Origin of the sequence: Streptomyces sp. V4I23, assembly GCF_030817975.1 — a bacterium.
GTDB lineage: Bacteria > Actinomycetota > Actinomycetes > Streptomycetales > Streptomycetaceae > Streptomyces.
Map to the genome: position 1 here is coordinate 1,441,108 of NZ_JAUSZW010000004.1, position 21,975 is coordinate 1,463,082.

General features: G+C 70.9%; 20 protein-coding genes and 1 pseudogene. 14 read left to right on the forward strand and 7 right to left on the reverse strand.

What is annotated here, in order from left to right:
* Positions 1 to 40: 40 nt before the first annotated feature.
* The 8 genes from QFZ82_RS08720 (at position 41) to pssA (ending at position 9,032) form a co-directional block, all read left to right on the forward strand.
* Positions 41 to 892 carry a TetR family transcriptional regulator gene (locus QFZ82_RS08720; protein ID WP_307712597.1) on the forward strand — a complete coding sequence of 284 codons (852 nt, stop codon included), beginning with the start codon at positions 41 to 43 and terminating at the stop codon, positions 890 to 892.
* 385 nt (positions 893 to 1,277) lie between these two features.
* Entirely contained in the window at positions 1,278 to 2,615 is a 1,338-nt protein-coding gene (ccrA, locus tag QFZ82_RS08725; RefSeq protein WP_307712598.1) for a crotonyl-CoA carboxylase/reductase, read from the forward strand.
* A 17-nt stretch (positions 2,616 to 2,632) separates the two neighbouring features.
* Complete coding sequence (locus QFZ82_RS08730; RefSeq protein WP_307712599.1) at positions 2,633 to 4,645, forward strand: protein meaA; 2,013 nt, start codon at positions 2,633 to 2,635, stop codon at positions 4,643 to 4,645.
* Positions 4,642 to 5,616: a CoA ester lyase gene (locus QFZ82_RS08735; RefSeq protein ID WP_307712600.1), complete on the forward strand. Its 975-nt coding sequence runs from the start codon at positions 4,642 to 4,644 to the stop codon at positions 5,614 to 5,616. Before QFZ82_RS08730 ends, QFZ82_RS08735 begins: the two co-directional genes overlap by 4 nt.
* A 16-nt stretch (positions 5,617 to 5,632) precedes the next feature.
* Positions 5,633 to 6,145 carry a MaoC family dehydratase gene (locus QFZ82_RS08740; protein ID WP_307712601.1) on the forward strand — a complete coding sequence of 171 codons (513 nt, stop codon included), beginning with the start codon at positions 5,633 to 5,635 and terminating at the stop codon, positions 6,143 to 6,145.
* 2 nt (positions 6,146 to 6,147) lie between these two features.
* Positions 6,148 to 7,353, forward strand: coding sequence for an acyl-CoA dehydrogenase family protein (locus QFZ82_RS08745; protein WP_307712602.1), 1,206 nt, complete (start codon positions 6,148 to 6,150; stop codon positions 7,351 to 7,353).
* 172 nt (positions 7,354 to 7,525) lie between these two features.
* Positions 7,526 to 8,182 (forward strand): phosphatidylserine decarboxylase, encoded by a 657-nt coding sequence (locus QFZ82_RS08750; RefSeq protein ID WP_307712603.1) that lies wholly within the window; start codon positions 7,526 to 7,528, stop codon positions 8,180 to 8,182.
* Positions 8,175 to 9,032 (forward strand): CDP-diacylglycerol--serine O-phosphatidyltransferase, encoded by an 858-nt coding sequence (pssA, locus tag QFZ82_RS08755; RefSeq protein ID WP_307712604.1) that lies wholly within the window; start codon positions 8,175 to 8,177, stop codon positions 9,030 to 9,032. The genes QFZ82_RS08750 and pssA overlap by 8 nt, the downstream gene beginning before the upstream one ends.
* Positions 9,033 to 9,096: 64 nt before the next feature.
* Here pssA and QFZ82_RS08760 read toward each other — a convergent pair whose 3' ends face one another.
* The 3 genes from QFZ82_RS08760 to QFZ82_RS08770 all read right to left on the reverse strand — a co-directional run bounded on the left by QFZ82_RS08760 (position 9,097) and on the right by QFZ82_RS08770 (position 11,481).
* Complete coding sequence (locus QFZ82_RS08760) at positions 9,097 to 9,483, reverse strand: VOC family protein (protein WP_307712605.1); 387 nt, start codon at positions 9,481 to 9,483, stop codon at positions 9,097 to 9,099.
* A 109-nt stretch (positions 9,484 to 9,592) separates the two neighbouring features.
* Positions 9,593 to 10,051 (reverse strand): SRPBCC family protein, encoded by a 459-nt coding sequence (locus QFZ82_RS08765; protein ID WP_307712606.1) that lies wholly within the window; start codon positions 10,049 to 10,051, stop codon positions 9,593 to 9,595.
* Positions 10,052 to 10,323: 272 nt separating this feature from the next.
* On the reverse strand, positions 10,324 to 11,481 hold the full coding sequence (locus tag QFZ82_RS08770) for a glycerate kinase (protein WP_307717666.1): 1,158 nt from the start codon (positions 11,479 to 11,481) through the stop codon (positions 10,324 to 10,326).
* 161 nt (positions 11,482 to 11,642) lie between these two features.
* Here QFZ82_RS08770 and QFZ82_RS08775 point away from each other — a divergent pair, with 161 nt between their 5' ends.
* From QFZ82_RS08775 to QFZ82_RS08790, 4 genes are all read left to right on the forward strand, one after another.
* The gene (locus QFZ82_RS08775) at positions 11,643 to 12,137 is read left to right on the forward strand and encodes an NUDIX hydrolase (protein WP_307712607.1); all 495 of its coding nucleotides are present in this window, start codon (positions 11,643 to 11,645) and stop codon (positions 12,135 to 12,137) included.
* A gap of 137 nt (positions 12,138 to 12,274) precedes the next feature.
* Positions 12,275 to 13,483: a YncE family protein gene (locus QFZ82_RS08780; protein WP_307712608.1), complete on the forward strand. Its 1,209-nt coding sequence runs from the start codon at positions 12,275 to 12,277 to the stop codon at positions 13,481 to 13,483.
* 159 nt (positions 13,484 to 13,642) lie between these two features.
* Positions 13,643 to 14,800, forward strand: a complete 1,158-nt coding sequence (locus tag QFZ82_RS08785; RefSeq protein ID WP_307712609.1) for a hypothetical protein — start codon at positions 13,643 to 13,645, stop codon at positions 14,798 to 14,800.
* A gap of 86 nt (positions 14,801 to 14,886) precedes the next feature.
* Entirely contained in the window at positions 14,887 to 15,633 is a 747-nt protein-coding gene (locus QFZ82_RS08790; RefSeq protein WP_177149136.1) for a Sir2 family NAD-dependent protein deacetylase, read from the forward strand.
* Between the two features lie 39 nt (positions 15,634 to 15,672).
* Here the strand turns inward: QFZ82_RS08790 and QFZ82_RS08795 are convergent, their stop codons facing one another.
* Positions 15,673 to 16,167, reverse strand: a complete 495-nt coding sequence (locus QFZ82_RS08795; RefSeq protein ID WP_307712610.1) for a methylated-DNA--[protein]-cysteine S-methyltransferase — start codon at positions 16,165 to 16,167, stop codon at positions 15,673 to 15,675.
* A gap of 13 nt (positions 16,168 to 16,180) precedes the next feature.
* The gene (locus QFZ82_RS08800) at positions 16,181 to 17,656 is read right to left on the reverse strand and encodes an AlkA N-terminal domain-containing protein (RefSeq protein WP_307712611.1); all 1,476 of its coding nucleotides are present in this window, start codon (positions 17,654 to 17,656) and stop codon (positions 16,181 to 16,183) included.
* A gap of 265 nt (positions 17,657 to 17,921) precedes the next feature.
* Here QFZ82_RS08800 and QFZ82_RS08805 point away from each other — a divergent pair, with 265 nt between their 5' ends.
* Both QFZ82_RS08805 and QFZ82_RS08810 read left to right on the forward strand, forming a co-directional pair.
* Positions 17,922 to 19,073 (forward strand): hypothetical protein, encoded by a 1,152-nt coding sequence (locus QFZ82_RS08805; RefSeq protein WP_307712612.1) that lies wholly within the window; start codon positions 17,922 to 17,924, stop codon positions 19,071 to 19,073.
* Between the two features lie 67 nt (positions 19,074 to 19,140).
* Positions 19,141 to 20,160, forward strand: a complete 1,020-nt coding sequence (locus QFZ82_RS08810; RefSeq protein ID WP_373429257.1) for a zinc-dependent alcohol dehydrogenase family protein — start codon at positions 19,141 to 19,143, stop codon at positions 20,158 to 20,160.
* Positions 20,161 to 20,188: 28 nt separating this feature from the next.
* Here QFZ82_RS08810 and QFZ82_RS08815 read toward each other — a convergent pair.
* Together QFZ82_RS08815 and QFZ82_RS08820 are read right to left on the reverse strand one after the other, a co-directional pair.
* A pseudogene (locus QFZ82_RS08815) lies at positions 20,189 to 20,323 on the reverse strand (O-acetyl-ADP-ribose deacetylase); the annotation flags it as partial.
* Positions 20,324 to 20,412: 89 nt separating this feature from the next.
* Positions 20,413 to 21,921 carry a glutamate synthase subunit beta gene (locus QFZ82_RS08820; RefSeq protein WP_307712614.1) on the reverse strand — a complete coding sequence of 503 codons (1,509 nt, stop codon included), beginning with the start codon at positions 21,919 to 21,921 and terminating at the stop codon, positions 20,413 to 20,415.
* Positions 21,922 to 21,975: the final 54 nt, after the last annotated feature.

Sequence of the window (21,975 nt, forward strand, 5' to 3'; positions counted from 1 at the left end):
ACGGGCCGGGCCCGACCCGCGGGCGCGCCCGGCTGTGCGAATGCAGTACGTTCAGGTCATGCCCCAGCCCGCTAATCCCGCCCGCCGACCCGGCCGCGCCGGCGCCGCGTCCGACGCTCCGGAAAGTGCCGCAGGCTCCCGCGCCGCCGCGCAACGCCTGAAGATGCGCCGCGAACTCGCGGCGGCGGCCATGGAGTTGTTCGCGACCAAGGGGTACGAGGCGACGACGGTCGACGAGATCGCCGCGGCGGCCGGAGTGGCGCGCCGGACCTTCTTCCGCCACTTCCGCTCCAAGGAAGAGGCCATCTTCCCCGACCACGACGACACCCTGGTGCGGGCCGAGGCGGTCCTGAACGCGGCTCCGCCCCACGAGCACCCGCTCGACACGGTGTGCCGGGGCATCAAGGAGGTCATGCGGATGTACGCCGCCTCCCCGGCCGTGTCCGTCGAGCGTTACCGCCTGACCCGTGAGGTGCCGACGCTGCGGGAGCGCGAGATCGCCTCGGTAGCCCGCTACGAGCGGCTGTTCACGCGCTATCTGCTGGCCCACTTCGACGAGCGGGACCACCACGACGGCAACGACGACCCGCTGCTGGCGGAGGTGGCCGCATCCGCGGTGGTGACGGCGCACAACCACGTGCTGCGCCGCTGGCTGCGGGGGGGCGGGCAGGGCGACGTCGAGGCCCAGCTGGACCACGCGTTCGCCATCGTCCGCGACACGTTCGGCACCGGCATAGGAGCCGGCCGCAAGGCGGCGCACACCTCCCCGGCCGCCGAGCCGCCGTCGGCGGACGTGCGCACCGAGGGCGAGGTCCTGGTGGCCGTGGCCCGCACCGACGCACCGCTCAGCGAGGTCATGCGCACCATCGAACAGGCGTTGAAGGAAGGCTGAGCCTCTCGGCTCACCCAGGCGAAGACCGCCCGATTCGGGCGGTCTTCGCCATTTTTGCGACCTCATTCGATCGATCATCGCTCATATGTGTCCAGCGGATTGCATCTGAGAGAAATTCTTGGCACGGAGTGTCTTGCCACCTGGCACGCCGTGCCATACGTTGATGTTGTCCGGGCGGCCGGCGTGCAGAGCACACTCGTACGCCGGCTGTCCCAGCAACCCTTCGTGGCTGCCCCGCCCGGACGCCTGCGTCACAGGCACCTTTCGCGCCCACCAGCGCTGCCAGCAGCATCATCCGCCGAACCGACGGCACACCTCCACAGCAGCACCACCCGACGTACCCCTCAGCGTCCGCCCATGGACGCTTCTCGCCGGAGGCAACACCGTGAAGGAAATCCTGGACGCGATCCAGTCGCCGGACAGCACGTCCGCCGACTTCGCCGCTCTGAAGCTCCCCGAGTCGTACCGCGCGATCACCGTGCACAAGGACGAGACGGAGATGTTCGCCGGTCTCGAGACCCGGGAGAAGGACCCGCGCAAGTCGATCCACCTGGACGACGTGCCCGTCCCGGAACTCGGTCCGGGCGAGGCGCTGGTGGCCGTGATGGCCTCCTCGGTCAACTACAACTCCGTGTGGACCTCGATCTTCGAGCCGCTGTCCACCTTCGGCTTCCTGGAGCGCTACGGACGGCTGTCGGAGCTCACCAAGCGTCACGACCTCCCCTACCACGTCATCGGCTCCGACCTCGCGGGCGTCGTCCTGCGCACCGGCCCCGGCGTGAACGCCTGGAACCCCGGTGACGAGGTCGTCGCGCACTGCCTCTCGGTCGAACTGGAGTCCTCCGACGGCCACAACGACACGATGCTCGACCCCGAGCAGCGCATCTGGGGCTTCGAGACCAACTTCGGCGGCCTCGCGGAGATCGCGCTCGTCAAGTCCAACCAGCTGATGCCCAAGCCCAAGCACCTCAGCTGGGAGGAGGCAGCAGCGCCCGGACTCGTGAACTCCACCGCGTACCGCCAGCTCGTCTCCCGCAACGGCGCCGGAATGAAGCAGGGCGACAACGTCCTGATCTGGGGCGCGAGCGGCGGACTCGGCTCGTACGCCACGCAGTTCGCGCTCGCCGGCGGCGCCAACCCGATCTGCGTCGTCTCCAGCGATCAGAAGGCGGACATCTGCCGGTCGATGGGCGCCGAGGCGATCATCGACCGCAACGCCGAGGGCTACAAGTTCTGGAAGGACGAGCAGACCCAGGACCCGAAGGAGTGGAAGCGCTTCGGCAAGCGCATCCGCGAGCTCACCGGCGGCGAGGACATCGACATCGTCTTCGAGCACCCCGGCCGCGAGACGTTCGGCGCGAGCGTGTACGTCACCCGCAAGGGCGGCACCATCACCACCTGCGCCTCGACCTCGGGCTACATGCACGAATACGACAACCGCTACCTGTGGATGTCGCTGAAGCGGATCATCGGCTCGCACTTCGCCAACTACCGCGAGGCGTGGGAGGCCAACCGCCTGATCGCCAAGGGCAAGATCCACCCGACGCTGTCGAAGACGTACGCCCTGGAGGACACCGGCCAGGCCGCGTACGACGTGCACCGCAACCTCCACCAGGGCAAGGTCGGCGTCCTCGCGCTCGCCCCGCAGGAGGGTCTGGGCGTCAAGGACCCGGAGATGCGCGAGAAGCACATCGACGCCATCAACCGCTTCCGGAACGTCTGAGGGGCCGGGGTTCCCAGATGACAGAGCGCAAGAAGGACCGGCCCTGGCTCATGCGGACGTACGCCGGTCACTCGACCGCCGAGGCGTCCAACGAGCTGTACCGGCGCAACCTCGCCAAGGGTCAGACGGGACTGTCGGTCGCCTTCGACCTGCCGACACAGACCGGTTACGACCCCGACCACATCCTCGCCCGCGGCGAGGTCGGCCGGGTCGGTGTGCCGGTCTCCCATCTGGGCGACATGCGCCGGCTGTTCCAGGACATCCCCCTGGAGCAGATGAACACCTCTATGACCATCAACGCCACGGCCATGTGGCTGCTGGCGCTGTACCAGGTGGTCGCGGAGGAGCAGGGTGCGGACATCACCAGGCTCCAGGGCACGACCCAGAACGACATCGTCAAGGAGTACCTGTCGCGCGGGACGCACGTCTTCCCGCCCGGTCCTTCGCTGCGCCTGACCACCGACATGATCACGTACACGGTGGCCCACATCCCCAAGTGGAACCCGATCAACATCTGCAGCTACCACCTGCAGGAGGCCGGTGCCACGCCGGTGCAGGAGATCGCGTACGCGATGTCCACCGCGATCGCCGTGCTGGACGCCGTGCGGGACTCGGGCCAGGTGCCGGCCGAGAAGTTCGGCGACGTGGTCGCCCGGATCTCGTTCTTCGTGAACGCGGGTGTCCGCTTCATCGAGGAGATGTGCAAGATGCGCGCCTTCGGCCGCATCTGGGACAAGGTCACGCGTGAGCGCTACGGCATCGAGAACGAGAAGCAGCGCCGTTTCCGCTACGGCGTCCAGGTCAACTCGCTCGGTCTGACCGAGGCGCAGCCGGAGAACAACGTCCAGCGCATCGTGCTGGAGATGCTGGCCGTCACGCTCTCCAAGGACGCCCGCGCGCGTGCCGTGCAGCTGCCCGCCTGGAACGAGGCGCTGGGTCTGCCCCGCCCCTGGGACCAGCAGTGGTCGCTGCGCATCCAGCAGGTGCTGGCGCACGAGTCGGACCTGCTGGAGTACGAGGACATCTTCGCCGGTTCGCACGTGATCGAGGCCAAGGTCGACGCCCTCGTCGAGGAGTGCCTGGCGGAGATCGACCGGATCCAGGAGATGGGCGGCGCGATGGCGGCCGTCGAGTCGGGCTACCTCAAGTCGCAGCTGGTCTCCTCGCACGCCGAGCGGCGCGCGCGGATCGAGGCCGGCGACGAGAAGATCGTCGGCGTCAACATCTACGAGACGACCGAGGAGAACCCGCTCACCGCGGACCTCGACACGGCGATCATGACGGTCGACCCGGCGAACGAGGCACGCGTCGTCGCCAAGCTGCACGAGTGGCGCGCCGGCCGTGAGGAGTCCCGCGCCGCGGAAGCCCTCGCGGCGCTGAAGAAGGCCGCGGCGGGCACCGAGAACCTGATGGCGGCCACCGTCGAGTGTGCGCGTGCGGGCGTCACCACCGGCGAGTGGGCCTGGGCGCTGCGTGACGTCTTCGGCGAGTTCCGTGCGCCGACGGGCGTCAGCAGCGCCCCGGTGGCGGTCACCGCCGAGGCGGGCACCCCGCTCGCCCTGGTGCGCGAGAAGGTGGCCCGCACGGCGGAGGAGCTGGGTGCGGGACGGCTGCGGCTGCTCGTCGGCAAGCCCGGCCTGGACGGCCACTCCAACGGCGCCGAGCAGATCGCCGTACGGGCCCGCGACGCCGGGTTCGAGGTGGTATACCAGGGCATCCGGCTGACCCCCGAGCAGATCGTCTCCGCCGCCCTCGCGGAGGACGTGCACTGCGTCGGTCTGTCGATCCTGTCCGGCTCGCACGCCGAGCTGGTGCCGGACGTGCTGAAGCGGCTGCGCGAGGCGGGCGCGGCCGACATCCCGGTGATCGTGGGTGGCATCATCCCGAACGCCGACGCCACCGAACTGAAGGCAGCGGGTGTGGCCGCGGTCTTCACCCCGAAGGACTTCGGAATCACGGAGATCATCGGCCGTATCGTCGACGAGATCCGTCAAGCGAACAAGCTCGACCCCCTGGAGGTCCACGCATGAGCACGCCTGTGCACCCGGTCAACCGTCTCCGCCCGCGCCGTTCCTGCCTGGCCGTGCCCGGTTCGAACCCGCGCTTCCTGGAGAAGGCCCAGGGCCTGCCGGCCGACCAGGTCTTCCTGGACCTGGAGGACGCCTGCGCGCCGCTCGCCAAGCCGGAGGCCCGGCACACCATCGTGAAGTTCCTGAACGAGGGTGACTGGACGGGCAAGACGCGGGTCGTGCGCGTCAACGACTGGACCACCGAGTGGACCTACCGCGACGTCGTCACCGTCGTCGAGGGCGCCGGCCAGAACCTCGACTGCATCATGCTGCCGAAGGTGCAGACCGCCGAGCAGGTCGTCGCGCTCGACCTGCTGCTCACCCAGATCGAGAAGACCATGGGCTTCGAGCTGGGCAAGATCGGCATCGAGGCGCAGATCGAGAACGCGCAGGGCCTCAACAACGTCAACGCCATCGCGCAGGCGTCGCCGCGCGTGGAGACGATCATCTTCGGCCCGGCCGACTTCATGGCCTCCATCAACATGAAGTCCCTGGTCGTCGGCGAGCAGCCGCCCGGCTACCCGGCCGACGCGTACCACTACATCCTGATGAAGATCCTGATGGCCGCCCGCGCCAACAACCTCCAGGCGATCGACGGTCCCTACCTCCAGATCCGCAACATCGACGGCTACCGCGAGGTCGCCCAGCGCGCCGCCGCGCTCGGCTTCGACGGCAAGTGGGTGCTGCACCCGGGCCAGGTCGAGGCGTCCAACGAGATCTTCTCGCCCTCCCAGGAGGACTACGACCACGCCGAGCTGATCCTGGACGCGTACGACTACTACACGTCCGAGGCGGGCGGCAAGAAGGGCTCGGCGATGCTCGGCGACGAGATGATCGACGAGGCCAGCCGCAAGATGGCGCTGGTCATCTCCGGCAAGGGACGCGCGGCCGGCATGCAGCGCACCACCAAGTTCGAGATCCCCGCCAAGTAGAAAGGCCCTGAGCGACATGCAGTTCGGACGCACCTACGAGGAGTTCGAGGTCGGGGCCGTCTACAAGCACTGGCCCGGGAAGACGGTCACCGAGTACGACGACCACCTCTTCTGCCTGCTCACCATGAACCACCACCCGCTCCACATGGACACCAACTATGCGGAGAAGACGACGGACTTCGGCAAGAACGTCGTCGTCGGGAACTACATCTACTCGCTGCTGCTCGGCATGTCCGTGCCGGACGTCTCCGGCAAGGCCATCGCCAACCTGGAGATCGAGTCGCTGCGGCACGTGGCGCCGACCTTCCACGGCGACACGATCTACGGCGAGACCACGGTCCTCGACAAGACCCCGTCGAAGTCGAAGAACGACCGCGGCATCGTCTACGTCGAGACCAAGGGCTACAAGCAGGACGGCACCCTCGTCTGCGTCTTCCGGCGCAAGGTGATGGTCCCGACGGAGACGTACATCAAGGAGCGCGGCGGCGAGCAGCCCGGCCGCCCCGAGCTGAAGGCGCAGGAGAAGTAGTCATGGCCCGACTCGCCCAGACCGCAGGTCTGACCGATGTCCAGCAGGAGATCCTGTCCACCGTCCGTGACTTTGTCGACAAGGAGATCATCCCTGTCGCCACGGAGCTGGAGCACAAGGACGAGTACCCGCAAGAGATCGTCGACGGCCTCAAGGAACTCGGCCTGTTCGGCCTGATGATCCCCGAGGAGTACGGCGGCCTGGGTGAGTCCCTTCTGACGTACGCGCTGTGCGTCGAGGAGATCGCCCGCGGCTGGATGTCCGTCTCGGGCATCATCAACACGCACTTCATCGTGGCGTACATGCTCAAGCAGCACGGCACGCAGGAGCAGAAGGACACCTTCCTGCCGCGCATGGCGCTCGGCGAGGTGCGCGGCGCGTTCTCGATGTCGGAGCCGGGCCTCGGCTCGGACGTCTCGGCGATCACGTCCAAGGGTGTGAAGGACGGCGACGAGTACGTCCTGAACGGCCAGAAGATGTGGCTGACGAACGGCGGCACGTCCACCCTCGTCGCGGTCCTGTGCCGGAGTGACGAAGGACACCCCGAGGGCACGGCCCCGCACAAGTCGATGACGACCTTCCTCGTCGAGAAGGAGCCGGGCTTCGGCGAGGTCCGTCCGGGCCTCACCATCCCCGGGAAGATCGACAAGATGGGCTACAAGGGCGTCGACACGACCGAGCTCATCATGGACGGACTGCGCATTCCGGCCAATCGGGTACTCGGCGGGGTCACCGGCCGAGGGTTTTACCAAATGATGGACGGCGTGGAGGTCGGCCGCGTGAACGTCGCCGCTCGTGGTTGCGGTGTCGCGCAGCGTGCCTTCGAGCTGGGTGTCTCGTATGCCCAGCAGCGTCACACTTTCGGCAAGCCGATCGCCTCCCACCAGGCCATCCAGTTCAAGCTGGCCGAGATGGCTACCAAGGTCGAGGCCGCGCATGCCATGATGGTGAACGCGGCACGCAAAAAGGACTCCGGGGAACGAAACGACCTGGAGGCAGGGATGGCGAAGTACCTCGCCTCCGAGTACTGCAAGGAAGTCGTCGAGGACGCCTTCCGTATCCACGGCGGCTACGGCTTCTCCAAGGAGTACGAGATCGAGCGCCTCTACCGCGAGGCTCCGATGCTGCTGATCGGCGAAGGTACCGCCGAAATCCAGAAAATGATCATCGGGCGTCGGCTGCTCGAGGAGTACCGGTTCCAAGGTTGATTGCCGCTTTTGAGTCGGTTCGGCCGCGAAGAAGATCACACCCTGTCATCATCTTCCGGCCGCCGACTCGGTTTCCGGCTTTCCCAGTTGTGCTCCGTACCCGATAACATCGGCCGGAAAGCCGCCGTCCCCCGTGTTACCAGCGCGGCATCATCCGCTACGAAGGTCATCCATGCCCCACAGCCAAACCTCTGCACCACGCGACAGCCGCTTTGGCGTACGTATCGCTCGCGGAGCATCGCCGTGGCTTCTGCCGACCGTCGCCACCGCTGCCCTCAGCCTGGCCCGTGCCCGCCGTTCGCGGCGGGCCGCGGCCGTTGCCGTGCCCGCCACCGCGCTCGCGGCGGGCATGCTGTGGTTCTTCCGCGACCCTGAGCGCGAGATCGCGTCCGGGCGGGTCATCTCGCCCGCCGACGGAGTGGTGCAGAGCATCATGCCGTGGAAGGACGGACGCACCCGCGTCGCGATCTTCATGAGCCCGCTCAATGTCCACGTCAACCGCGCGCCGCTCGCCGGCACGGTGACGTCGGTCGAGCACGTCCCCGGCGGTTTCGTGCCCGCGTTCAACAAGGAGAGCGAGAACAACGAGCGCGTTGTCTGGCACTTCGACACCGAACTCGGCGACATCGAGATGGTGCAGATCGCCGGCGCGGTCGCACGGCGTATCGTCCCGTACATCCCGCAGGGCACCAAGGTCGAGCAGGGTGATCGCATCGGTCTGATCCGCTTCGGCTCGCGCGTCGACATCTACCTTCCCGAGGGTGTCGAGGTCGCTGTCGAGGTGGGCCAGACCACGACGGCGGGGGTGACTCGCATTGACCGTGATTGATCCCGACACACAGGCGAACTGGGCGGCGGAGTCCGAGGAAGAGGACGACGCGGAGGAGATGCCGCTCTCTCTGCGGCTGTCGATAGCGGACACCCTCACGCTCGGCAACGCCACGTGCGGATTCATGGCGGTGTACTTCACCACCACCGGCATCCTCATCCCGCACCTCCAGGGCAGCCAGGAGACCGGCATGGCGCGGCACAGCGCCGCGACGGCCGTGATCCTCATGCTGCTGGCGGCGATCTTCGACCTCTGCGACGGGCTCGTGGCCCGCAAGCTGCGGTCGTCGCCGATGGGTGCCGAGCTGGACAACCTGTCGGACCTGATCAGCTTCGGTCTCGCGCCCGCGTACTTCGTGCTGGTCTACGGCATGGTCGCGGACGACGCCCATCAGCGGGTCTCGGCGGTGGCCGCGATCGTGGTGCTGCTGGCGGTGGTGCTGCGGCTTGCGAGATTCTCGTGCGTGACCATGAAGGACGGCATGTTCCAGGGCATGCCGAGCCCCTTCGGAGCGCTCACGGTCGTCTCGATCGTGCTGCTGGAGCTGCCCTTCATCCCGACGCTGCTGGCGATCATCGGAGCGGCCTGGCTGATGGTGAGCCGGGTCGAGTACCCCAAGCCGCGGGGTGTCCTCGCGGTGGCGATGCTCGGCTGGATCGTTTCGGCGATGGGCATGCTGGCGGCATGGGCGTTCGACGCGCCGGGCGGCCAGGTGCTGCTCCAGATGGGCTGCGCACTGCAGATCGTGATGGCGGCGACGATCCCCCTCTTCGCCACCGCCCGTCGCGTGAACACGTTCCGCGACAACCGCCGCGAGAGCCGCGAGGCCCGTGCGGCGCAGATCCCGTAGCACGCGTCCTGTACGCCGAGGGCCCGGAAGCGAACGCTTCCGGGCCCTCGGCGTTTCGGGACCGTCACGGGCGATGGCGCAGGGGATGGTCCTCGGGCACTTCGACCACCGCGATACGCACCCCGTCCGGGTCGGCGATCCACATCTCGACCAGCCCCCACGGCTCCTTCTGCGGCGCTCTGAGCACCTCCACGCCCCGCTCCAGCAGTTCGTCGTGGGCGGCCCGCGCGTCGGGTACCTGCAGCCACAGCCGCACGGCCGGCGAGGGCGGGGTGTCGGAGCGGCCCGAGAGTTCGAGGAACCCGCCGCCGAGGAAGTACACCGTTCCACGCTCGGGGCCGGTCCCGAATTCACGGTAGACCGCCAGCCCGAGAGCGCGGCCGTAGAAGTCGCGCGAGCGCTGCGGATCGGTGGGGCTCAGCAGCATCCTGCTGCCCAGTACATGCACCATGCGCAGAGCGTATCGGGAGCGGGGAACCGGGGCCGGCGATGCGGCCTCGGTTCCCCGCTGTCGGCGAGGATCGGCCATCGGGGCGGTGACGAGCGCTCCCGGCCCGGCGTCATCCGGGCTTGATGCGACCGCGCCAGCCTCCGCTCTCGCCGCCCTGGTGCTCGATGTACTCCTTGAAGCGTCGCATGTCGCCCTTGACGCGCCGGTCGATCATTCCGGTCATGTCAGCGGCCTTCTCCACCATGCCGCCGGGCTCGACGTCCATCACGAGTTCCACCCGCGTGTGCGTCTCGTCCAGGCGCTGGAAGCTCACCATGCCCTTCTGCTTGGTGTCGCCGCTGATGGTGCGCCAAGCGATGCGCTCGTCGGGGAGCTGGTCGACGATCTCGGTGTCGAACTCCCGCTTCACTCCCCCGATCTTGGTGGTCCAGTGGTTGTGGCGGTCGTCGACCTGGGTGACCGCCTCCACGCCTTCCATGAAGTTCGGGAACTCCTCGAACATCGTCCACTGGTTGTAGGCGGTGCTGACGGGAACCTCGACCTCGACGGTCTCCTTCACCGTGCTCATTACTGCGCCTCCTCCTGGATCTGCCGCCGCGGGGCAGGGTCTGCCCGCGCAGGCTGTGCACGTCGTGCCACCGTGCCGGGTACCCCGTGGCCGCCTTCCTGCACCGGGGGATCCGCACGTACCGCGTGCGTGGGAGGCGGGCGGTCGAGGGACTGGGGGGCTCCACAAAAAACGCCCCGCCCCTGGGCGACGCGCGCCAGGGGGCGGGGCAGGGCCTCGCGGGCGGTGGCCGGAGGGCGCGGCTCGAAGCTGCCGCGCCCCGGGGCGTCCCGTCAGGTGAGGAAGTCGCGGGCGATCGACTCCGCCGCCTGTTCCAGCAGCGGGCCCGCGTGGGCCATGCACTTCGCCGGGTCCGGTTCCAGGGCGGTCAGGGCGTAGGCGCGGCGGATGCCCGCGCGGCCCAGGGCCTCCGGCGGGAGGGCCAGACGGCCGCAGACAGCGACCACCTCGATGCCCTGCGCGCGCGCCGCCGAGGCCACGCCCGCCGGGGCCTTGCCGTGCAAGGTCTGCTCGTCCAGCGAGCCCTCGCCGGTGATGACCAGCGTCGCCCGCTCCAGCGCCGGCGCGAAGCCCAGCACGTCCAGCATGACCTCGATGCCCGGCCGGAAGCGGGCACGGAGCGCGACCAGCGCGCCGTAGCCGATGCCGCCCGCCGCGCCCGCGCCGGGCGCGTCCGCCAGGTCGGGGCCGAGGACGGACGCGTAGTGGGCCAGCGCCTCGTCGAGGGCGGCCACGTCGTCCGGCGTCGCACCCTTCTGCGGGCCGTAGACCGCGGGCGCGCCCTTCGGCCCGGTCAGCGGGTTGTCGACGTCGCTGGCGAGGATCAGGTCGACGTCCTCGAAACGGGCGTCCAGGCCCGACAGATCCGCGGTCGCGAGCGCGCTCAGGCCACCGCCCCCCGGCGGCACGGGCTTGCCGTCCGCGTCCAGGAAGCGGGCGCCGAGCGCGGCCAGCATCCCGGCCCCGCCGTCCGTGGTCGCGCTGCCGCCGACGCCGAAGACGATCGTGCGCGCGCCCGCGTCGAGCGCGGCGCGCAGCAGCTCCCCGGAGCCGTACGTCGTGGCGGTGAGAGGTGCGAAGACGCCGGCCGGGAGGTGCTGCAGGCCCGACGCCTCGGCCATCTCCACGACCGCGGTGCCGTCCTTCAGGGCGTACGCCGCGGTCACGGGGTCGCCGAGCGGCCCGGTCACCCGTACCTCACGGCGTTCGAACCCCGCGGCCACCGCCGCGGCGACCGTGCCGTCGCCGCCGTCGGCGACGGGCAGGGTGTCGACGTCCAGGTCCGGGACGATCCGCCGCAGCCCGGTCGTCACCCGCTCGGCGACCTGCACCGCCGTGAGCGAGCCCTTGAACTTGTCAGCTGCGACGAGCACCCGCGCAGGCTGAGAAACTGCTCCGTCCCTCACCGTGTATCCCTTGCTGTCGAACAGGCAGTCGCGCCGTCCCCGACCCTATCCGCACCCTCGGGCGCCCTGCTACCCCGGCATCGGACGGCGTCACGGCGCGCACGTGGGCGTTTCCTCCATATGCGGCGCCACCGAGGCATGGCGCACCCGCCGCGGGAGGAGGCGGATGACCTACGCTGCCTGCCGTGACGACCTCCGACTACGCCGCCTACATCGCCTCCCTCCCCCGCATCCTCGCCGGAGCCGCCGCACTGTTCCGGGACGCCGAGGGGCGGGTACTGCTCGTCGACCCCAACTACCGCAAGGGCTGGGCACTGCCCGGCGGCACCGTGGAGTCGGACCTCGGCGAGACGCCCCGGCAGGCCGCGCGCCGGGAGACGCTGGAGGAGATCGGTCTCGATCTCGAGCTGGGCGCGCTGCTCACGGTGGACTGGGTGCCGGGCGAGGGGCGGCCGCCGATCGCCGCGTACGTGTACGACGGCGGCGTGCTGACCGACGCCCGGTTCGAGGCGATCAGGCTCCAGGAGGACGAGCTGCTGTCCTGGCGACTGGTGGCACGCGAGGACCTGTCCCACTACCTGCTCGGCTCGCTGTACCTGCGGGTCGAGGCGTCGCTCGACGCGCTGGCGGCGGGCACGGGGGCGGTCGAGCTGGAGAACGGACTGCCGCCGAAGCCGTGACCCCACGATGAGCGTTTTGCACCGAACGCCGCTGGCCGCCGTACCGTAGGCGGGCGTTCACGGCGCGTTGTCCGCGCCGCCCAGGCCCGTGCACACCCATCGGGCAGCCTCCGGATCCCCAGGACTCCGGAGGGACCATGCTCACGCACCTGCGCGGCTGGATCACCGCCCTCGCCGCTCTGGCGCTGACCGTCGCCGGCGCGGCCCCCGCCGCCACCCCGCACGAGATCCCCGCACATCCCCCGCAGACGGCGGCCAGGACTCCCCAGCTGCCTGCGCGACCGCTGCCCGTCGCGGTCGACGGCGGCTCCTGGCGCTCCGGCCATCTCCAGGGCATGGCGCTCGACCGCGCCGGCCGCCACCTGTACTTCTCCTTCACCGACACGCTCGTCAAGACCGACCTGAGCGGCCGGCCGCTCGGGTCGGTCCGTGGCATCGGCGGCCACCTGGGCGACCTCGACTTCAACGCGGCGGACGGCCGCGTCTACGGCTCGCTGGAGTACGGCAGGAACGCCGCGTTCTACATCGCCGTCTTCGACGGGAGGCGCATCACGCGCATGAACATGGAGGCCCGGACCAGCGGGGTCCTGACCACCGTCCACCTCGGCGAGGTCGCCCGCGACTTCACCGCGGACATGGACGGCGACGGCGTCTTCGACGGCGACACCGGCGACACCGCCGATCACCGGTACGGGAACGCCGGCATCGACGGGGTCGCCTTCGGCCCCGCCTTCGGGACGACGGGCGGCCCCCGGATGCTGACCGTCGCCTACGGCGTGTACGCCGACACCGCGCGGCGCGACAACGACCACCAGGTCCTGCTCCAGTACGACGTACGGGACTGGAGGCGGTACGAGCGCCCGCTGAACGAGTCCCGTCCGCACCGCAGCGGGCCCGCCGGGCACGACGGCAAGTTCTTCGTGTACACCGGCAACACGACGTACGGCGTGCAGAACCTGGAGTACGACGGGCACAGCGGCATCTGGCTGATGGCCGTGTACAAGGGCGCCAAGCGTCAGTTCCCCAACTACGGGCTCTTCGCCGTCGACGGCGGCAGGCCGCCCGTCGAGGGCGGCGTCCGCGGCCAGCGGCGGCCGGAGCGGGGCATGCTGCTGTCACTCCTTCCGCAGGGGGAGCACCACGCGCCCTCGGGGACGTACGGCTGGCACGCGCCGGGGCAGTTCGGCCTGGTCTCCCTCGACGACGGCCGCTTCTACGTCGGCGAGTCGACGAAGGCGCGCGGCGGCACCGCCACCCAGACGGGGAAGGCGCTCCTGCACCGCTGGACCGGCCGCACTCCCCTGCCGTTCGCCCCGCTCACCGGTTCCGGTGCGGCAACCGGCTGACGACCGCCGCGCGCCGGTTCCCCAATGAGGTCTTCGCCGCTATTCGTTGACAGAGCATCAGTACATCTGGGTATGCCGCTTACGGGTGTGCGCGCCGTCCGGTACGGCGCGCACACCCCCGCTGGGCACCATCCGGACTTCGAGGACACCGGAGGGATCATGCACAGGCACGCGTACGGCTCGCTGACGGCCGCCGCCTTCGTGGCCGCCGCGACGATCGGCACCACCACCCCCGCGACCGCCGCCGGCCCGCCCCCCAAGGCGGTCGAGCCACCCCTCACGGTGGACGGCGGCGCCTGGCAGGCGGGGCACCTGCAGGGCATGGCGCTGGACCGGCAGAAGGGGTTCATGTACTTCTCGTTCACGAACCTGCTGGTCAAGACGGACCTGCAGGGCAGACCGGTCGGATCCGTGACCGGGTTCACCGGCCATCTGGGCGACCTGGACTTCAACACCGCGGACGGGCGCGTCTACGGCTCGCTGGAGTACAAGGCGGCCGAGGCGTTCTACATCGCGATCCTGGACGGCGACCGGATCGACCGGATGAACATGGACGCGGAGACGAGCGGAGTCGTCACCACGGTCCACCTGCGGGAGGTCGTGGAGGACTACACGGCCGACATGAACGGCGACGGCGTCTTCGACGGCAACACGGGCGCGACGGCAGACCACCGCTACGGGTGCAGCGGCATCGACGGGGTGGCCTTCGGCCCGGTGTTCGGCAGGAAGAACGGGCCGCAGAAGCTGACCATCGCCTACGGCGTCTACGCCAACACGACGCGCCAGGACAACGACCACCAGGTCCTGCTTCAGTACGACGTACGCCAGTGGCGCAAGTACGAGCGGCCGCTGACCGAGTCGGCGCCGCACCGCAGCGGCCCGGCGCGCACGGACGGCAAGTTCTTCCTGTACACCGGCAACACCAGGTACGGCGTGCAGAACCTGGAGTACGACGGGCACAGCGGCAACTGGCTGATGGCCGCGTACAAGGGCTCCAAGCCCGGCTTTCCCAACTACTCCCTGTTCGTCGTCGACGGCGACGGCAGACCTCGATGGGGCGAGATCCGCGGCCAGCAGGAGCCCGAGACCGGGCGGCTGCTGCCGCTGCTGCGTGAGGGACTGCACCACGAACCCTCGGGCACCTACGGCTGGCAGTCGACGGGGCAGTACGGTCTGGTCTCGCTCGACGACGGGCGCTTCTACCTGGCCGAGACGGCGAGGGTCCAGGACGGCGATGTGGTGAAGGAGTCGGGCACGGCGGTCCAGCAACGCTGGACGGGTCTGACACCGACGCCGTTCGCCAAGGTCACCCCCTAGGGACCGTCCGCGGAGCGGCAGTCAGGCGGGCAGGCGGCGGTCACATCGGTCGCCGCCCGCCCGCCGGGCTGCGTACGCTCGTTCGTATGACACTCGTCGCGATCCTCAGCGGCGCCGGTATCTCCACCGATTCCGGCATCCCCGACTACCGCGGCCCGCAGGGCCTGTGGCGGCGGGATCCGGAGGCCGAGAAGCTCGTCACGTACGACTACTACATGTCCGACCCCGACATCCGGCGCCGCTCCTGGATCATGCGCCGCGAGAGTGCGACCTGGCGCGCCGAGCCGAACGCCGCGCATCGCGCCGTCGCTGAGCTCGACCGCCGTCCCGGGGTCGCCGTCCGGGTGATCACCCAGAACGTGGACGGACTGCACCAGCTCGGCGGCATGCCCGACCGCAAGGTGCTCGAACTGCACGGCACCGCGCGCACGGTGACGTGCACACGCTGCCATGTGCGCTCGCCGATGGCCGACGCGCTGGCCCGCGTGGAGGCGGGCGAGGAGGATCCGGCGTGCCTCGCGTGCGGCGGGATCCTCAAGTCGGCGACGGTGATGTTCGGCCAGCGGCTCGACCCGGAGGTGCTGGGCCAGGCGATGGCGATCGCCAAGGCGTGCGAGGTGTTCGTCGCCGTCGGGACCACGCTGAAGGTGCAGCCCGCCGCGTCCCTGGCGGGGATCGCGGTCGAGCACGGGGCGCGGCTGATCGTGGTGAACGCGGAGCCGACGCCGTACGACGAACTGGCCGACGAGATCGTGCGCGAGCCGATCGGCACGGCGCTTCCGGCGCTGCTCGACCGCCTTGCGGCCCAGCCGCCGGAGCACCTGGCGTCCTGAGGACGGACCGGCCGGGCAGCCCGCTCCTGGAACGCGCTCCTAGAACAGCGCGTCGTCCGGCGTGCCCTGCTCGAAGGCGAGCAGGCGCTTCTTGCGGTCCAGCCCGCCGCCGTAGCCGACCAGGCTGCCGGACGAGCCGATCACCCGGTGGCACGGGACGATGATCCCGATCGGGTTCCTGCCGTTGGCGAGACCGACCGCGCGAGAGGCTGCCTTGTTGCCGAGGATCTCGGCGAGTTCGCCGTAGGTGCGGGTCTCGCCGTAGGGGATGCGCCGCAGCTGGTCCCAGACGCTGCGCTGGAACGGTGTGCCGTCGCAGTGCATCGGCAGGTCGAAGACGGTGAGTTCGCGGGCGAAGTACGCGGCCAGCTGCTCGACGGCCGCGCCGAACGGCGTCTCGTCGGGTACGCCGAAGGTCTCCTCCCCCGGGCGGTGCCGCTGACCGGTCATGTAGAGCCCGCTGAGCACGCCGTCGGTGGCGACGAGCGTGAGCGGGCCGTAGGGGCTGTCGACGACGGTGTGCTGCCTGGTCATGCTCCGGACTTCCTTACGCGGGGAGGTGGTTGATGGGGTGGTCGTCCGAGGCCCAGAGGTACTGGACCGCGTACGCCCGCCAGGGCCGCCAGGCCGCGGCGCGTGCCGTGAGGGCGGCCGGGGTGGCGGGCAGGCCGAGTCCGGCGGCGGCGCGGCGCATCCCGAGGTCGGTGGGCAGGAAGGCGTCGGGGTCGCCGAGCGCGCGCATGGCGATCACCTCGACGGTCCAGGGGCCGAAACCGGGCAGCTCGGCGAGCTGGGCGCGGGCCCGGTCCCAGTCGCTGCCCGGGTCGAGCCGCAGCGAGCCGTCGGCGAGCGCGGCGACGAGCGTGGTCAGGGTGGTGCGTCGGCTGCGCGGCAGGGCGAGGGCCTCGGGGTCGAGCGCCGCGAGGGCGCCTGGGGCCGGGAAGAGGTGGGTGAGCCCGCCTTCGGGGTCCTCGACCGGCACACCGTGCGCCGTGACCAGTCGGCCCGCATGGGTGCGGGCGGCGGCGATGGAGACCTGCTGGCCCAGCACCGCGCGCACGGCGAACTCGGCCGCGTCGACGGTGCGCGGCACGCGCCTGCCGGGGGCCTTGTCGACCAGCGGGGCGAGTTCGGGATCGGCGCACAGCCGGTCGTCCACGGCGACGGGGTCGGCGTCGAGGTCGAGCATCCACCGGCAGCGGCTGATGGCGATGGTGAGGTCGCGCGGGTCGGTGAGGGAGAGCCGGCACGCGATGTGGTCGGGCCGCGGCGTGAGCGCCACGATGCCGTGCCCGTACGGGAGGGACAGGGTGCGCCGGTAGGCGCCGTCCCGCCACTCCTCGACGCCGGGGACGCCGGTGGCGACGAGGTGCCCGAACAGGTTGCCGGGGTTGAGCGGCGCGCGGTACGGCAGCCTGAGCGCGATCACCCCGGGCGTGACGGGCGGCGCGGAGCGGCGGCCCGACGCGCGGGTGCGCAGGTCGCCGGGCGCGAGGGCGAAGACCTCCCGGACGGTGTCGTTGAACGTGCGGATGGAGGAGAACCCGGCGGCGAAGGCGACCTCGGCCATGGGCAGGGACGTCGTCTCGATGAGCAGCCGGGCGGTCTGGGCGCGCTGGGCACGGGCGAGAGCGAGCGGCCCGGCGCCCAGCTCCGCGAGGAGCTGGCGCTCGATCTGGCGCGTGGAGTACCCGAGCCGGGCGGCGAGGCCGGGCACGCCCTCGCGGTCGACGACGCCGTCGCCGATGAGCCGCATGGCGCGGGCCACGGTGTCGGCACGGGCGTTCCAGGCGGGCGAGCCCGGGCTGGTGTCGGGCCGGCAGCGCTTGCAGGCGCGGAACCCTGCCTGCTGGCAGGCGGCGGCGCTCGGGTAGAAGGTCATATTCTCGGCCTTCGGCGGCACGGCCGGGCAGCTGGGACGGCAGTAGATCCGTGTGGTCAGGACGGCGGTGAAGAACCATCCGTCGAACCGCCCGTCCTTGGACTGGACGGCGCGTACGCAGCGCTCGGTGTCGGTGTGCATGGCCTCAAGCATCGGGCACGCCGACACCCGGGGCTGGCGGAAATCCGACATCAACGCCCCGCTGGCAGCACTGGCCCGAGGGCCTGGCCGGCCACGAGCGCGATCCGGGTGGACGCGTGCGGTCACCGTATCCCTGCCGCCCGTTTCGGACGGCCGAACAAGGGCACTCACGGCGTCGTCACGTCATTGGTCGCCACGCGCTCCACAAGCGCTATACCGGCATAATCTGGTGGTATTCACCATCCACGATTGCCTGGGGGTAATCATGGAACTCGGCTTCCTCAAACCGCTCTTCGCCCGGCCAGGCCCATGGGCTTCCGTCTACATCGAGACCACGCGTGCGACCGAGGACGCACAGAAGGTGCAGCAGCTCCGCGAGCGCGCCGTCGCCTCCCAGCTCATCGAGGCGGGCGCCGACGCGTACACCGTCAGGGCGGTCATGGACAAGCTCGCCCACGAGCCCGTCTCCGGCGCGCCGCCCGGACGGGCCCTGTTCGCCGCGGGCGCGGAGGTCGTGCTCGACACGCCGCTCTCGGTGCCGCCGGCCGGCATTCCGGCGACGTGGTCGATCCTGCCCCACGTCGCGCCGCTCGCGGACCTGCGGGGCGACCGGCCGGCGTGCCTGGTCGCGTACATCGACCGCGCGGGCGCCGATCTCGAGCTGCGCGACGCACACCACCGCGAGGCCCTGGGACAGGCGAACGGCAGGGAGTGGCAGGGCCGCGGGCACCGCAGCATTCCCGCGGACCGGTACGAGTGGCACTACCGGAACAAAGTCGAGAACAGCTGGAACGAGACCGCCGACATCATCGCCCGCGAGCTCGCCCGCAGGCTGTCCGAGAGCAACGCCGAACTCATCGTCCTGACCGGCGATCCCCGCGAGCGCAGGGCCGTCTTCAACCGGCTCCCCGAGCGTGTCCAGGCCGTCACCGTCGAGGCCGGGAACGGCAGCAGGTCGCCGGGCGCGTCCAAGAGCCTGCTCGACCGGCAGATCGCCGAGGCGTGCGAGAAGTTCGCGCGCGACCGGCTCGAGAGCGCGCTCGACCGCTTCCGCGTCGGACGGGGCAGGCCCGGCGAGCACCGCGAGACCTCCGCCGTCGACACCGGGCCCGGAGAGGCCGCCGAAGGCATGCCCGCCGTCGTGGACGCGGCGCGCAAGCACCAGGTGGCGACTCTGCTGCTCACACCGGACGCGGCCGACGCGGGCCGCGAGGTGTGGATCGGCCCCGGCGTGGACCAGGTCGCGGTGCAGCGCGGCCAGGCGCAGGCGATGGGTGTCGCCAAGCCCGAACGGGCGCGCGCGGACGACGCGCTGCTGCGCTCCGCCGCCGCGTCGGGCGGCGAAGTCCTCATGGTTCCCGAGGGTATGCACGGCCCGGCGGGCGGCCTCGGGGCGGTGCTGCGCTGGAGCATGTGAGTGAACCGCCCGTACCGGCCCCTCGCCGGGCCGGTACCGGACAGGTGACGGAATCGGCAGGACGAGGATGGCGCCCCCGGTGCCCGGAGCGACGTCGGCCTGGGTGGTCGAGTCCCCAGGTCCGATCGCGTCCGCCCCGCTGCGGTGGCTGGAGCGCCCGACGCCGGAACCCGGACCGGGCCGACTGCTGCTACGGGTACGCGCCTGCGGGGTGTGCCGGACCGACCTGCACCTGGCCGAGGGCGACCTGCCGCCGCGCAGGCCGCGTTGCACACCGGGCCACGAGGTCGTCGGCGAGGTCGTCGGCGCCGGACCCGGTGTCACCGGCCCGCGGAAAGGCGACCGGCTGGGGGCGGCCTGGCTCGCGGGGACCTGCGGACAGTGCCGTCACTGCCGCGCCGGGCGGGAGAACCTGTGCCCCGGGTCCCGCTACACGGGCTGGGACATCGACGGCGGATTCGCCGGCCACATCCTGGTGGACGCCCCGTTCACCTACCGCCTGCCGGAAGGGTGGAGTGACGAGGAGGCCGCACCGCTGCTGTGCGCGGGCATCATCGGCTACCGGGCCCTGCGCCTGGCGGAGCTGCCGCCCGGCGGCCGGCTCGGGATCTACGGCTTCGGGGCGTCCGCGCACCTGACCGCCCAGCTCGCCGTGGCCCAGGGCGCCACGGTCCACGTGGTCACCCGGTCGGCGCGGGCGCAGCGTCTGGCGCGGGAGCTGGGCGCGGCCTCAGCGGGAGCCGGCGACCCGCCGGAACCACTGGACTCCGCGATCCTGTTCGCCCCGGCCGGGGGCCTGGTGCCGGTGGCGCTGGCGGCGCTGGACCGCGGCGGCACACTCGCGATCGCCGGGATCCACCTCACCGCGGTCCCCCCGCTGGACTACGACGCGCATCTGTTCCAGGAACGCACGGTGCGCAGCGTCACCGCCAACACGCGCGAGGACGGCCGCGCCTTCCTCGCCGAAGCGGCGCGGCTGCGGCCCGCGGTACGGGTCACGCGCTACCCGTTGCGGCAGGCCGACCATGCCCTGTCGGACCTGGCGGCGGGACGGATCACCGGGGTGGCCGTGCTCATGGCGCCATGACCCGGACGCCGGGCCGGGACCGGCGGCGTCAGCCCTCCGCGGCCAGAGCCGCCTGGAAGTGGGCGTACGCGTCCTCGTCGCAGAGCACGAAGCGCACTTCGGCGACCGGCGGCGTGGCGGCCTCGCGGACGGTGCGGACGGCGATGCGGGCGCCGTCGTCCATGTGGACGGAATTGACGTAGTCCAGGCAGTGGTCGGCGTGGGCGGACAGCCGTCCAGATCCAGGCCGTTGGAGTACCGGCGGGCCCGCCGTCACGCCGTGAGCGGCCCGTCCGTCGCCGCCAGGGGAGCGGGAAGGTCGGTGGAGCCGGTCAGATAGCGGTCAGCCGCCGCCGCGGCGGCCCGTCCCTCCGCGATGGCCCACACCACGAGGGACTGGCCGCGGCCCGCGTCCCCCGCGACGAAGACACCGTCCGCCACGCTGCGGCCCGGCTGCTCTTCCCCCTCCTCCCGCAGTGCCGCGAAGGCGGCGGTCCGCGCGAAGTTGCCGCGTGCGTCGAAGGTGAGTCCGAGATGCCCGGCCAGGCCGGTGTCCCGTTCGGGCCCGCAGAAGCCGAGGGCGAGCAGGACCAGGTCCGCCCTCAGCACCCGCTCGGTGCCGGCCCGCGGCCGTCGGGCCGAGGGCTCCACCTCGGTCAGATGCAACGCGCGCACGTGGCCGGCCATGTCCCCCTCGAAGCGCACGGTGGCCGTGGAGTACGTCCTCGGATCGGCGCCGCCGCGGGCACAGGCCTCCTCATGAGCGTGGGAGATCCGGTGGATCCTCGGATACACCGGCCACGGCTGACTCTCGGTACGGGTATCGCCCGGCTCGGGGTTGATGTCCAACTGCACCACCGAGGCGGCACCCTGGCGCAGGGCGGTGCCGAGACAGTCGGAGCCGGTGTCGCCGCCTCCGACGATCACCACGTGCCTGCCCTCAGCGGTGACGGCCGGCTGTGGGCGGTCGCCCTCCGTGACACGGTTCGCCGCCGTCAGGTAGTCCATGGCCAGGTGGATGCCGTCCAGCTCGCGCCCCGGGATCGGGAGCTCCCGCTGCTGCGTCGCACCGACGGCGACGATCAACGCGTCGTGGCGGTTCCTCACCTCCGCCACGGCAATGTCACGGCCGACATCGACGCCGGGGCGGAAGACCGTGCCCTCCGCCCTCATCTGCTCGATACGGCGGTCCAGAAACCGCTTCTCCATCTTGAACGCGGGGATGCCGTAACGGAGCAGGCCGCCGATGCGGTCGGCGCGTTCGTAGACCGCGACGGTGTGGCCGGCGCGGGTGAGCTGTTGCGCCGCCGCCAGGCCGGCCGGCCCGGAGCCCACGACGGCGACCGATGAGCCGATGAGCCGCTCCGGCGGGAGCGGGGACACGAGCCCCCGTTCCCACGCCTGGTCGGCGATCGCCTGTTCGACGTTCTTGATCGTCACCGGTTCCGAGTTGATCGCGAGGACACACGCGGCCTCGCAGGGTGCCGGGCAGAGCCGGCCGGTGAACTCCGGAAAGTTGTCGGTGGCGTGCAGCCGCTCGGCGGCGGCGCCCCAGTCGCTGTGGGCCGCGTACACGTTCCACTCCGGTATGAGGTTCCCCAGCGGGCAGCCGTTGTGGCAGAACGGGATGCCGCAGTCCATGCAGCGCCCTGCCTGCAGGGAGACCACCGGCAACAGGGTCTGGCCCGCGTGAACCTCGTGCCAGTCGCCGAGCCGTTCCTCGGAAGGACGCGCGGCCACGGGCCGGCGGGGAGTCGTCAGGAAACCGAAGGGGTCGGTCATGTCGCCCTCTGCGGTGCCGAGTGGAGGGTTCAACAGGGCGTTCCCACCAGGCTA

Coding starts and splice junctions, on each gene's coding strand:
- QFZ82_RS08720 (WP_307712597.1), top strand. CDS start 41: ATGCAGTACGTTCAGGTCATGCCCCAGCCCGCTAATCCCGCCCGCCGA.
- QFZ82_RS08730 (WP_307712599.1), top strand. CDS start 2,633: ATGACAGAGCGCAAGAAGGACCGGCCCTGGCTCATGCGGACGTACGCC.
- QFZ82_RS08735 (WP_307712600.1), top strand. CDS start 4,642: ATGAGCACGCCTGTGCACCCGGTCAACCGTCTCCGCCCGCGCCGTTCC.
- QFZ82_RS08740 (WP_307712601.1), top strand. CDS start 5,633: ATGCAGTTCGGACGCACCTACGAGGAGTTCGAGGTCGGGGCCGTCTAC.
- QFZ82_RS08745 (WP_307712602.1), top strand. CDS start 6,148: ATGGCCCGACTCGCCCAGACCGCAGGTCTGACCGATGTCCAGCAGGAG.
- QFZ82_RS08750 (WP_307712603.1), top strand. CDS start 7,526: ATGCCCCACAGCCAAACCTCTGCACCACGCGACAGCCGCTTTGGCGTA.
- QFZ82_RS08760 (WP_307712605.1), bottom strand. CDS start 9,483: ATGGTGCATGTACTGGGCAGCAGGATGCTGCTGAGCCCCACCGATCCG.
- QFZ82_RS08765 (WP_307712606.1), bottom strand. CDS start 10,051: ATGAGCACGGTGAAGGAGACCGTCGAGGTCGAGGTTCCCGTCAGCACC.
- QFZ82_RS08780 (WP_307712608.1), top strand. CDS start 12,275: ATGCTCACGCACCTGCGCGGCTGGATCACCGCCCTCGCCGCTCTGGCG.
- QFZ82_RS08785 (WP_307712609.1), top strand. CDS start 13,643: ATGCACAGGCACGCGTACGGCTCGCTGACGGCCGCCGCCTTCGTGGCC.
- QFZ82_RS08790 (WP_177149136.1), top strand. CDS start 14,887: ATGACACTCGTCGCGATCCTCAGCGGCGCCGGTATCTCCACCGATTCC.
- QFZ82_RS08795 (WP_307712610.1), bottom strand. CDS start 16,167: ATGACCAGGCAGCACACCGTCGTCGACAGCCCCTACGGCCCGCTCACG.
- QFZ82_RS08800 (WP_307712611.1), bottom strand. CDS start 17,656: ATGCACACCGACACCGAGCGCTGCGTACGCGCCGTCCAGTCCAAGGAC.
- QFZ82_RS08805 (WP_307712612.1), top strand. CDS start 17,922: ATGGAACTCGGCTTCCTCAAACCGCTCTTCGCCCGGCCAGGCCCATGG.
- QFZ82_RS08810 (WP_373429257.1), top strand. CDS start 19,141: ATGGCGCCCCCGGTGCCCGGAGCGACGTCGGCCTGGGTGGTCGAGTCC.
- QFZ82_RS08820 (WP_307712614.1), bottom strand. CDS start 21,921: ATGACCGACCCCTTCGGTTTCCTGACGACTCCCCGCCGGCCCGTGGCC.